This window comes from Gordonia sp. 852002-10350_SCH5691597, assembly GCF_001665715.1.
GTDB lineage: Bacteria > Actinomycetota > Actinomycetes > Mycobacteriales > Mycobacteriaceae > Gordonia > Gordonia sputi.
Window position 1 is genome coordinate 1 of sequence record NZ_LZMO01000018.1, and the last position, 11,546, is coordinate 11,546.

At 60.9% G+C, this 11,546-nt stretch carries 15 protein-coding genes; all 15 read right to left on the minus strand.

All coding sequences use genetic code 11. The features are described 5' to 3' along the window. Nucleotides 1–289: 289 nt before the first annotated feature. Nucleotides 290–448 (minus strand): hypothetical protein, encoded by a 159-nt coding sequence (locus tag A5777_RS01295; protein WP_156525590.1) that lies wholly within the window; start codon nucleotides 446–448, stop codon nucleotides 290–292. Nucleotides 449–483: 35 nt separating this feature from the next. Beyond that, a complete protein-coding gene (locus A5777_RS01300; RefSeq protein ID WP_064861365.1) occupies nucleotides 484–1,020 on the minus strand; it encodes a hypothetical protein in 537 nt (178 codons plus the stop codon). 85 nt (nucleotides 1,021–1,105) lie between these two features. Further along, nucleotides 1,106–1,507, minus strand: a complete 402-nt coding sequence (locus A5777_RS01305; RefSeq protein ID WP_064861366.1) for a hypothetical protein — start codon at nucleotides 1,505–1,507, stop codon at nucleotides 1,106–1,108. Beyond that, the gene (locus A5777_RS01310) at nucleotides 1,504–1,746 is read right to left on the minus strand and encodes a hypothetical protein (protein ID WP_064861367.1); all 243 of its coding nucleotides are present in this window, start codon (nucleotides 1,744–1,746) and stop codon (nucleotides 1,504–1,506) included. The genes A5777_RS01305 and A5777_RS01310 overlap by 4 nt, the downstream gene beginning before the upstream one ends. Then, nucleotides 1,746–2,069: a head-tail adaptor protein gene (locus A5777_RS01315; RefSeq protein ID WP_064861368.1), complete on the minus strand. Its 324-nt coding sequence runs from the start codon at nucleotides 2,067–2,069 to the stop codon at nucleotides 1,746–1,748. Before A5777_RS01315 ends, A5777_RS01310 begins: the two co-directional genes overlap by 1 nt. After that, nucleotides 2,056–2,439, minus strand: a complete 384-nt coding sequence (locus A5777_RS01320; RefSeq protein WP_156529248.1) for a hypothetical protein — start codon at nucleotides 2,437–2,439, stop codon at nucleotides 2,056–2,058. Before A5777_RS01320 ends, A5777_RS01315 begins: the two co-directional genes overlap by 14 nt. 11 nt (nucleotides 2,440–2,450) lie before the next feature. Beyond that, nucleotides 2,451–2,681: a hypothetical protein gene (locus tag A5777_RS01325; RefSeq protein ID WP_156529249.1), complete on the minus strand. Its 231-nt coding sequence runs from the start codon at nucleotides 2,679–2,681 to the stop codon at nucleotides 2,451–2,453. Between the two features lie 68 nt (nucleotides 2,682–2,749). After that, on the minus strand, nucleotides 2,750–3,685 hold the full coding sequence (locus A5777_RS01330) for a phage major capsid protein (protein ID WP_064861371.1): 936 nt from the start codon (nucleotides 3,683–3,685) through the stop codon (nucleotides 2,750–2,752). A 3-nt stretch (nucleotides 3,686–3,688) separates the two neighbouring features. After that, on the minus strand, nucleotides 3,689–4,099 hold the full coding sequence (locus A5777_RS01335) for a structural cement protein Gp24 (protein ID WP_064861372.1): 411 nt from the start codon (nucleotides 4,097–4,099) through the stop codon (nucleotides 3,689–3,691). 2 nt (nucleotides 4,100–4,101) lie between these two features. After that, a complete protein-coding gene (locus A5777_RS01340; protein WP_064861373.1) occupies nucleotides 4,102–5,571 on the minus strand; it encodes a phage protease in 1,470 nt (489 codons plus the stop codon). After that, entirely contained in the window at nucleotides 5,565–6,914 is a 1,350-nt protein-coding gene (locus A5777_RS01345; RefSeq protein WP_064861374.1) for a phage portal protein family protein, read from the minus strand. Before A5777_RS01345 ends, A5777_RS01340 begins: the two co-directional genes overlap by 7 nt. Before the next feature lie 13 nt (nucleotides 6,915–6,927). Continuing rightward, a complete protein-coding gene (locus A5777_RS01350; RefSeq protein WP_064861375.1) occupies nucleotides 6,928–8,448 on the minus strand; it encodes a terminase large subunit in 1,521 nt (506 codons plus the stop codon). Continuing rightward, a complete protein-coding gene (locus tag A5777_RS01355) occupies nucleotides 8,423–8,749 on the minus strand; it encodes a hypothetical protein (protein ID WP_082933496.1) in 327 nt (108 codons plus the stop codon). The genes A5777_RS01350 and A5777_RS01355 overlap by 26 nt, the downstream gene beginning before the upstream one ends. A 977-nt stretch (nucleotides 8,750–9,726) precedes the next feature. Beyond that, nucleotides 9,727–9,951, minus strand: a complete 225-nt coding sequence (locus tag A5777_RS01360) for a hypothetical protein (protein ID WP_064861377.1) — start codon at nucleotides 9,949–9,951, stop codon at nucleotides 9,727–9,729. A 611-nt stretch (nucleotides 9,952–10,562) separates the two neighbouring features. Further along, nucleotides 10,563–11,402: a hypothetical protein gene (locus A5777_RS01370; protein WP_156529250.1), complete on the minus strand. Its 840-nt coding sequence runs from the start codon at nucleotides 11,400–11,402 to the stop codon at nucleotides 10,563–10,565. Between the last annotated feature and the right edge of the window lie 144 nt (nucleotides 11,403–11,546).

Sequence of the window (11,546 nt, forward strand, 5' to 3'; positions counted from 1 at the left end):
TTGGAATTTTTCTCATCGGCGGGGATCACCTCAACATCACTCGCGACGATAGGCACGAGCACAACCGGGAGTTCGTGTGGCGCGGCGATGGATTCCACCTCAGGACCACGTTCGGCGATGATCCATGGGAACTCGACCCCATCGACGTACATCTTGTGATGACGTCGGTCGATCGTCACGTGCGGCATATCAGGCATGTCACGTCCGAGTTCTTGTGCGGTTGTTGTGCGGTGGAAGCCGCCCCGCCCGAGCACCGCACAAGAACTCGGACGGGACGACACTCACAGGCTCAGTCGCCGTCCTCGGCGCTAGCCAGCTTGAACCCCTCCGGAGGCGTGAACTCCTCCTCGGGGACGACATCACCAGGCACGTCCACGAACTCCGCCGCGCCCTCGCCGACGATGTAGGCAGCCGACGCATCGTCGAACCGCGCCACATCACCCTTCACGCGAGAACCGCGATCCTCCGTGAACCGGACCGAAATCACGACGCTTCCTGCTTGATGAACAGTTCCTTCACGTCGTTCGGGAAGATCTTCGCTTCGAACTCGACCTCCGGCAGATCCGACTCATTCTCGGTCGCACCCGAATACTTCACCGACGCCGGCATGGTCGTGATGCGGCGCTTGATCTTGCCGTTACCGTCGCGGGTCTCGAAACCGAGATAGGCGTCGGCAGGACGCGACACCTTGACGGCGGTCGCCGTGTCGTTCTTCGACCGCAGGTATGCGACGGTCGGATTCTCTTCGAGGGTCGTGAACTTCCGCGCTATCTTGAAGTCCTTGTAGCCGACCTTGATGACGCCGTAACCCCACGCGGAGTGCTCGGTCTCATCCCACTCGGCGGACTCCTCGAAACCTGCGTCGCCGTTGAGAAGGCCAGCAGGCTTCCACGCGGTAGGCCACGCAGCATCCGCGTCGGTGGGCAGCACCGTCGATAGCGCGCCGGTCAGATCGGAAGGCTTGAGGACATACACGTCGGCCTCAGCCCAAATGTTCACATTCTCGGGATTTCCAGCCATGAGAAAGAACCCCTCTCGGGTTGTTGGATACGGAATTTGTGCGGCTGCCACCCACACGGGAGAGGGGTGGTGGAATCAGGCCCAGTTACAGGGCGACGGTGCGGACGCGTGTACGCACCGTGAACGACGCCAAATCGGCGCCAGAGGAATCGCGGGACTCAATCACCGCACTCCCAGGAAGAACACTCGCAATCCCCGGAATCGGAGTACACAACATCAGGCCCAGCACATGATTCGCGATCGACACGTCACGTCCAGTCGTCCACGTCGTAATCCGAATGGTGGGTGCGGTGGTGACCGGCCACTGATTCAGCGGCCCGCCGTCATCGAACACCACCAGCTCGGGATTCGATCCCAGCGACCACTTCTCGTCATGCTCGAGCCGCACCCGCAATGTGGGAAACACGCCCGCGAGTTGTGTTTTCAGCCATGCCTTCACTAGCGGTGCGGCATCCTGTGGCCGAACCGCTGCCGTGGGGCGGGTCATTTCGTACGAACCTCAAGACCTACAGCGGACGCAGCACGGGTCAACACCCCGTCACGCGCCTGCAACAACGCAGGCACCGTCACCGACGCCGCACCACGGTCAGTGGTGTACGACTGAACCTCCACATCGTCGCCACACTGGTCGCCAATCGAATGAGCGAGACGATTGATTTCATCCGTGAACTCGGCTTGCAGGATCTCTCGGGCGCCCTTGCGGTCAAGGCGGAATGGTGGCGCCATCACCCCTCCCGTCGAGTCGCTTCGATGTCATAGCCCGACAGTTCGGGATCATCGGGGTCTACATACGGCTGTGGGTTGCCGTCAATCTGGTAGGTGACCCCCCGTACCACGAGAAGCGAATCTCGGGTGATGCCATCCGTGATGGGTAGGAGGACCCGCACCGCATCATCAGTGGCGGAACGTCCACGCTCCACCAACTCTTGCGAGGTGAGAGGCTGCACCTGACACCCGGCGACCGGACCAATACCGGCACTTTGGGTAACCTTGCCGTCCTCGTCACGCACGAAATCACCAGCAACGACGACGGTTTCAGTACCGAGCATCGTGGACAATCCCATCGAAAAGGTATGACGGGCGTGGACGTGTCGGGATTCCCAACTGCTCCTTATGCCAGTCAGTGAACACCAAAGACCCACCAGGGGCAGCTAGTGTTCCCGACTTGGCGCGCGGCCCCTCGGTACGCCCATACGACAGATGACCCGCATACTTGCCGGTCTCCATCGCATTACGCACCACATCGATCGACACCGAGATAGCGCCAGCATGGTCGTCGGCGATCTGCGAGCCGTGAAACTTCTCGTACTGTTCCCGAATCCACAGAGCCGCCGACGCCAGCAGTCGGTCCGCGGTCAACTCTTCCGCGGGCGAGAGGGGGCGCCACTCAGCCGCGAAATCATCAACCGAAATGAACACCCCCTCCCCACTCACGACAGAATCTCGATCAGTTCAGCCTTGGTCAGTTCCTCCGCCTCATCGGCGTTGAACTTCCCCGACTCGACCGCATACTTCCGCCACTCGGCGACAGGGGCGGTCTGGCGAGGGCGCCCCGGCTTGCCGTCCGACACCGGCTCAGACACGGCAACATTGGGGTCGGCGGACACGATGGCGCCCACCTTCAGTAGGCGTTGCACCTCACTGTCGGGGGGAGTGAACACGTCTCCACGCCGGCGGCGCACCCCATCCTTTCCGGTCCAGAGATGCGCTAGAAGGCGGTATTCCGACATCAGCGCAGTCCTGTGATCCAGCAAGCAGACTTCGGCTCATCGACACCGATCACGCGCGTATGGGTGAAATCCGCACGCCAGGTTTCTGTCGGACCACCATTGGGGCCGCCACCCTCCCCGTAGAGACCGGTGCCCTGCAAGGGGTCGGGATCGGCATAGAAGCCGGTGATGCCCCGCTGGCTGACGAGCGCCTTGTCGAGTGGCCAGAACGGCGACACGAGCACCGTCAGACCAAGGAACTTCTCCGGCAGCGCCCCCTTGAAGGCGACGTGCTCACCGGCGACATTGCCCTGGAAGAGTGCCTTGTAGTCGTCGCTCTTGAACCACGCCCGCAGATTCGACGGATGGATCGCGAGAGTGTCAGGGGTGAAGCCGAGAGGCTGGGACGGATCGCCATCGACGTACGTCGCGGTGCTCACGAGATCGATCGCGTCGATGACGTCGTTGACGGCCTTCGCCCCGGCGGTGTCCCATGCGGCACTAGCCGCGACCGTAGGCACGTCCGCGTCGTCGAGTGCCTCACGGAATGCCGTGTCGTTGGCCCGAATGATGGTGTTGGATGCGCCATCGATTTGGTGCTTCACCTTGTCGATCTGGTTGTAGTCGCGCATGACTCGCGAGATACGCACGGCTGCACCAATCTTGAGGGCGCGGGCAACGTCCGGTTCACCCTCACCCAGGTCGAACACCGGGATCTCGCCGAACTCGGCGATGGGCTCAGGGCCACCATCGAGGAACATCGGCTTGGACTTCTGGAACTGGACCAGAAGACTTCCTGGATTTCCCGCATTGCGGAACAGGGTTTCGCCGACGATCTGATCTCGCACAAGGTCGATCACGCGAGTAGGGATGACCTTAGGGTCGCCCATCACCTGCTTCACGGTGATGCTCAGGCCATCGTTAATCGACACGATGACGGGTGTGTTGTCTGCCATTGGTCAGCCTCCCAGCCGGACGAGGACGATGTTGTCTGCGCCTCCGATTTTCTCGATGACGCGGCCGACGATCTGGGTGATCTTCGCCTCGGCCGGGGCCTTCTTCACCGCACCCGCGGTGTGGGCGACCACAAGGTCACCCGGGTTGGCGCTGTTGTTCGACTTCACCGGCACGGAGGCTGGCGCCGACGCGACGGTCACCTGATCGGTGCCGACATACAGCACGCCCGGTGCGGGATCGGTCTTCGGTGCGGCATCGGTGAGCGCGACGCCGAGGACCTTCTCAGAGTCGGCGGTCGCCGGTACCGCACTGCGTGGACCAGTACCCGGATGCACAACCTGGCCACCAACGATCGGCGCCTCGGCCGTGTGGGTAATCCGGCCCTTCTCGAACTTCACAACAATTCCGGCCATGATCAGCCCTCCAGTCCCTTGTATGCCGCAGAGTCGCGGACGTCGGATATGTCGGCCGGCTCAGTCGAGTGGCCCAGCTCGGACACGGGGACAGCCGAGTTCGGGGCCAGAGTGGCGAGCAGGTCACGCGCCTGATCAGCATTCGCCTCGAACGACTTACGCCACGACTCCTTGTGCGCCGGAGTGATACGGCCTTCCGAGATCGCCGCATTCAGCGTCTTCTCGACACCCGCCCGACGCTCGTTCTCCAGATGCTCCGCGAACCGGGCACTGTTGGCCTCGAGTGTCGCCAGACGACCCGCATCGACCGCCACAACACCCTGCGGAAGTTTCGTCGACGCCGCGGCAGGCTGACCATCAGTCGGCGCACCGTCATCGGCAGGCTTATCCTTCACGGCCTCCTGCGCAGCCTTCACGATGTCATCGATCGTGGCGTCCTCGGCCAGGCCCAACGCCTCACGCAAGGTCGGCAGTTGATCACCAATCGCCTTCGCAGCATCGGTGATCGCACTCAGATCGGCGTCGTCCGCAAGCCCGAGAGCAGTGCGGAGTGCCGCCAGTTGCTCGTTCGTGATTTCCACGCCCGAACCTCCTTCGGTGGTTACCCCATCCGCTCCCGCGGTGGGCTTCGACGTACCGACCGGATGGCCGGGACGTGATTCGGCGCGCGACGCGAACCGAACAATTGGTGCGGCTGCCGCCACCTGCTCGCCATCCACATCAGGCTCAGCAGGGGCGGGAGAATCGTCGATGTACTCGACCTTGACCTTGGCAGGCTCCCCGAACGTCACTTCCGAATCGGTGACCGTGTACGGCACCTTCAACAAGGAGTCGTCTGCGTCGTCCTGCACGATGAGTTGTGGCGGGTCGATCAGCATCTCCCGAATCCACAGGTTGTAGTTATTTGCGGCAGGACCGTTGTAGTACGCGGAGCGCACCTGATCAACAGTCACCGATACCAGAGCCGTTGCGGCCATTGGCTTCTCCTTCTCTGGTGCTTTCGCATACAAGTCGTAGAGGCTTTGCAGCGTTCCGATTCCAGGACGGACGACACCGAGCAACGCCATCGAATGCAGCACGAACGGGTGCGTGTGACCGAGTTGGCACACATAGTTGTGTTCCCACTCCCCCGACCTATCGGGGTAGGCGGACGCAATCACCGAGTGGCCGTCACCGTCAGCGGACGCCAACCATGCGGGCACACCCACGAAGTCACCGACCAGGGTTTGCCCGTCCGCCGACATGGCGAGGTTGTCGATCAACCCGATCGACGGATCACCGGGGCCGTCCGAGTGGCCCAGTTTCAACACCGGGCGCCGCACTGCGGGGCAGTCGAGCGCTGAAACAGCGGAGGCGAAATCGTCTGCTGTGGGATGCCATCCGGCGATGTTGCTGATGTCCCAGGTGCCAACCGAACCGAGCTCGACACGCGGGATCGTCGCCAGGATCGGCGCCGATAGGACGTCTACCACAACGTCTCCTGTGCCGGCTGAACATGCTTTCGGGCACTCGCAGCAACCGGAGTAGGCGTTACCTGCTCAGGCTGTGCAGGAGACTCATCTGCAGGCTTCGCCGGGAACCCCAACTGCTGCCGCACCGTCTGCTCCACCAAAATGTCCGGCGACAACAACCCCGCCTCGACAAGCATCTTCAACGCCGCAGCCGTCGCATCCTGACGAGAGCCAATCTCATCGAACACAATCCGCGGAGAAGGCTCATCCACACCAAAGTTGATGTCCACCAGATCCTCAACGATGTGCGCGGTCGCAGTGTCACGAATCGACTCGGCGAACGTCTGCACCGACTGCACAAACGTGTCCGCCTGCACCGACGCCAACGCATACGACCCGCCACCCGACAAGTTCAGGAAGTGCGCCAACCCCGCAATCGCAATCATGTTGTCGTGATAGGCAATAGCCGCCTGAATGTCGGGAAGGTTGCCCTGCACACCCAACAGACTCATCTTCGCGCCCGGAGGCAGAGCACCACCAGAATTACTTCCACCCGTATACGACTGCATCATGCGGGCCAGATAGTTTACATCATCCTGCGTCGCACCCTCGGGAGACTCCGCGATCGGAACACCCATGCCGTTACGGCGAATCGCCACCGCCTGATAGCGAATCAACTCGTCCTTGAGTAGCCAATGCTTGAACGACGGACGCAGCAACGAATTACCGATCCACTGCCCCGGCTCCATGTCGCGCGTATACACCACGAGACGACCGATCGGGATACGCAGCGGAGACACCCCGTACAGCACCTTGCCGGTCGACGCGGGAGCCATCTGCTCAATCGACATCAACCCACCATCGAGCGCCACATTCCACGCCGAGATCGTGCGCTGCGGACGCGGCGCCAGTTTGTCCAAATGCGCCCGGCCATCACCGTCAGCGCGGTACACCTGCTCGAACACGCTGTGCCCTTGCACCAGATTGGTCAGCGCCCACCCGAGATGCTGCGTCCACGAAAACTTTCCCTTCGTGCGCGCAGGCTGCGGCAAATCATCGCCACCCTGAATCGGCAACCCGAGATCACGGGCGCAAAACTCCACCACCTCATCACGAGCGCCAGCAGCCTCAATGCGCCACGGAGTACGCCGAATCGGCAAAGTGATCGCCGCATACAACGACGACACACGCGAATCCTCACGCATCATCCGCGAGTACGTTTGCACCGACGCCGGCCACTGCAAATCCGGGACCCGCTCAAACATCTCCCACTGCGAGAACGTGCCATCCGGCACCATGCTCGACACGTAGCCCTTCTCAGAGAACGCAGGCTTCGGCGCCTTCACCGCAACTTGCTTCGCCACAGCCCACCTCCTCTCAGAACGCAGCCGTCAACACATCAAGATCAGCCGAAACACTCTCCGGCACAGGCATCGGCGGACGAACCATCGGACCCGCCACATCAAGACCAAACGTGAGCAAACCCCATCGGGCCAACGTCACCGCCACCAGCGGAGCCACAGACCCCTCAGTGCGGTCCCACGCGAAATCGCCCTGCGGCATGATCCGCTTCGTCGCATCAGCAACCGCATCCGACAACACCCGCTGCCCTGAATGCGACAACTGACCATCACCCGCATCATCAAGGAACCCCTGACACGCGACAGCCATCTGTGGAGCACCCGTCAACTCTGGCTCGATGCCATCCTCAGCAAGCAACGGAACCACCGCCGCAGCAGCGGACTTCCGATCAATCACCAACACGCACGGGTCCCACGCCGCAACAACCTTCGACACATACGCGGCAGCACCACGCAACGTCGCCGACTGGCAGTAACCGATCTCCACATGCACACGAGAATCAGCAGTGTGCTGAGCCGCAGCCAACACCCACACCGACCCATCAGGACTACGATCGAGAGCCAGGCCGATCGAACCCACCAGCGCCGGAAACTGATTCGTCATCGCATTCCACGCCTCCGGATCGATGACCGCCTCATGTGACTCCACATCGGCAGGCCACACACCCCGACCCAGCGCCTCAACCTCATACGAGCGACGAGCAGCCGGAGTACGAGCAGCGCGAATCTCCTTCAAGATTTTCGCGTCAGTCTGGATCACCCCATACGACGGATTCGCACGGCGCGCAGTCTCCAAATCGTTCCACTCGCCGTCAGGTGCCATGTACTCAGCGAAGTACAAGCCCTCACCATGCTCGAGACCACGCTTACGCTGACCCGTTAGCACCGCACAGTTGATGTGCTGATTCGCATTCGCCGCCGAAGACGCATAAATCGTCTGCGGATTACGCGACGCCATCTGCGTCCACGACAACCCCGACGTCTCAGACTCCGTAAGGTTGTACGCCTCGTCATAAATCACGAGGTCAACCTCATCCAAACCACGCCCCGAGTCATTCGACCGCGTAATGAACGTGATCTGAGCACCCGAAGCGAGTTCGATGTAGGCGCTACCAGGCTGCTTCGAGTTCGTCACCACCCGCTTATTCAGCGACGGACGCGAACGAATGACCGCCGACAGCCTCTTGTACGTGTTCAAACTCGTCTGCCACCGCTGCGATGAGAAAACGATCTTCTCATTCAAGATGAACAGCCCAAACAAGCACCGCAACACCAAAATCAGAGTCTTGCCGTTCTGCCGCGGCACCAACAACAACACGTCAGGATGCGTCCACGGTCGATCAGCATCAGTGAGGTCACGCCGAAGCATCCCCACCAACACATTCTCCTGCCACGGCAACGGAATCGTCCGCGCATTTCGCGCAAACCGCACCGCACGAAGACCATCAGTGTCATCACCCGGAAACTCCGACAGATTCTCCGGCTCCTGACGACCCGAAAGCTTCGGAAACTCAGACGTCGCAGTCGTCATCGTCATCGGCCTCCACCGGAGGACGGATCTTCAACACCTCAGACACCAACGACCGCAGCACAGTCGCCTGCTGACGTGCCTCCCGAGCCGCATCATCAATCCGCAACTCGTAATCCTCAGTGCGATTGTCGTGAACCAACGTCATCCACACATCCACATCGCCCCGCAACACCAGATCCAGCTTGTCGAGACGATCAGCGATACGCGCCGCCTCCAAAGCCAACACCCTCACAGCCTCAGACGACGAACCATCCACCAACTCGGCGAACAACCGCTCACCAGTCGCAGACAGGGCATCCGAACTCACCAGAAACCCTCCTGAACAGCGAAAAAATAAAACCTTGACTACCTCGGCCAGTCAGCAACTACAGGGGGGTTCAGATATTTGAAGGGGGTGGGGTGCGGGTCACGCGCGGCTTGGTGATGACTGTGATTTTCCGGTGCATGGGTTCTCCTGTTAGCGAGGGACGGCGATGATCGTTCTCGCCGGCGCCTCGTTTCCTGTTGCACCACTGGTGGAGTAGTCGATCCGCGGGCGTCGTCGCTACTGACCGAGGGGTTACGTGGTCGGCTTCGAGTGGTCGCTCATCCCAGTTCCTGGTTGCGTCTTTCCACATGGGTAGGCCGCACCAGTAGCAGGGTTCGCCGTCGTTGTGTGATTCGATGAGTTCGAGGCGGCGCTTTTGGTGTTGCCAACCTAGGCCGCGGGCGGTGGTCTTTGCTAACTTCATGGTGTCGACTCCTTCACAGTCGGCAAACACCCCCGGCCTGTTGGAGCAGGTTCGGGGGTTCTTCTTTGTGGGTAGGTCAGGGCCAATCCATGGCTCGATGACCGAGCGACCCCAATGTCGGGGGTATAGCTGATGAGCTCCCGGTTACCGCGGGCCGCAAGTGGTCTCGGCTGCCGTCTCCGCGTTGGCGGTTGCAAACTGAATGCAGTAGTCGGTCGGCTCGTGTTCCGCCTTGGGAGCGGGAGACGGTGTGGTCGGCTTCGAGTGGTGTGGTGTCCCAGTTGCGTTCGGGTTGTTTGAACATTGGGCGTCCGCACCACCAGCAGGGTGTTCCGTCTGTGTGTTGTGTGAGGAGTTGGGCGCGTGTGCGTTGGTGTTGCCAGCCGAGTCCGCGTGCGGTGGTCTTAGTGGCTCTCGCCATGTGCCGAGGTTTCCTCTGCTGCTACGGCATTCGCCCATGCCGCTTCCCTCATGGCTGCACTTTCGGCTCGCTGTGTGAGCCATTGTGCGGTGCGGGCTGCGAGGTAGATGGGTGCGATGAGTAGCCAAGCCATTACTCGCCTCGTATCTGTTGGGCGATGCGCTCTAGTGCATCAGCGACAGCGTTGGAGAAGGCGCGCTTGTCGATGTGTAGTTCGATGGGCTGCGTCTGTTCCTCTGCCTGCAATGTGCGCATCTCGATTGGGAAGCACGCCTTCTCGTGTGCTGTGAGTAGTGCGCCGTTATCGAACGATACTTCGACGGTCAGCTCTACCTCTTGTGTCCCGAGAGATGCCATGCGTTCCCGCCTCCTGAAGTGTGATGCGCGGTGTTGTGCAGCGTTGCTGGCGAGTGTGGCTGCTCGGAGTGCGCGCCCCTCCGAATCCCCTGCGTGCCTCCTGGCGAATGAGGGGAAGGATGCGAAAAGCTGGGTGTGCGTTTCCGCAATTCACCCAGCTTCACACAAAGAGTGACACAGAGTGTCCGATGTTTCAAGGAGACACGCTCGAACCTTGAAGCTCGGCGAGAGCCTGGTCTGTCAGCTTCCTCGTGTCACAAGGCCAGGACACAGCCTCGTAAGGATCGTTCCACTCGCACCCGTCGCAATACTCGTCTCCTGGCTTGCTTCCCATCAGGGCCATGCCCTCAGGAGGAACGAGGGGAGAGTGTAGATCCTGGATCTTTTTCAGCCACTGAATCGCTGTGCTCATGTCAGGCTGTCCGTCCGCCATTTCGTTTCCTTATCTTCTAGATAATCGGATTAGGAGGAACGCTGTCCCTCCATGCTTTGCCTTCCCCGTCAGCCATGTCCTCCTGGATCTGGATATCCGTGTGGCCGAGGGTAGGGCTCACGGGATCGTCACCACGTGACGCGTTGCAGGGTGTGTGTTGACCGGATAGAAGTGCCTTTTATCCTGCCTTTCGTCGGGAAGCTTCCCAGAGTGAGAGGGCTTCGTCTAGTTGATATTTGCCGCCTTTGTCTGTGATGCGGCCTCGTCTGATCCAGTTGTCGATGACTTGTCTCGGCACCGGGGTGCTGGTGTACATGACCATTGCGATGCGGAGTTCTTGTTTGGTGAACAGGTGGTCGCGCATGACTTCTTCGGTTGCTGCTTTGACGGAGGGGATGTCGATGGTGATGCCGCATGGTTGGCATTTCTTGGTGTCTGCCCCTTTGTGGCAGTAGACGCCTTCGCAGGTGACACCGTCTGTGGTGGATTGGCAGGGGCCGACGAACTCTTGTGGTTGTGGTCTGTCGATGGTTTGTTTGGCGCGTTGCCAGCAGTCTTTGATTTCGTCGGCTGCTTGGGGTGCTTCTTCGGTTTTGGCGAGGTCGATGAGGTGGCGGTTGAGCCATTGGGCGTGACGTTGGGGGCGTTGTTCTCCGGGCCAGGTGAGTCCGTGGGTGTTGTGGGTGCAGGTGTGTTCGACCCATGTGCGGAGTACGTCGTGGAGGTCGTGGGCTACTTCGGAGGCTCGTTCGTTGTAGACGTTGGGGGTTTCGCCTTTGCCGCGGACTCGTCCGTTGGTGCGGTCGGTGAAGGCGACTTGGCGGCAGAGGGTGGCGTCGAGGTCGTCGCAGATCCAGTTGGCGAGTTCGTGGAGTCTGGTTGCTGTTTGTTGGATTTCGGCTCGGGTGAGGTACAGGTCGTCAGTCATGCCGGTTTGCTCCATCCGTTGTTGCTCGAGCGTGGGCCGATGGGTGTCGGGGAGTGCTTGCCATGAGCGGGTTGTCATCTGCGTCATCACCACGTCTCCCCACACTCGTGATAGCCACGCAGCACCGACCATGCAAGGTGCACACGAGTCTTCACTTCTCGCCACGTCTTACGGATTCGGTAACGCCAGGTGCGCTCGTACGCTTCACGTTTCGCGATCGCCGCAGCACGTTCC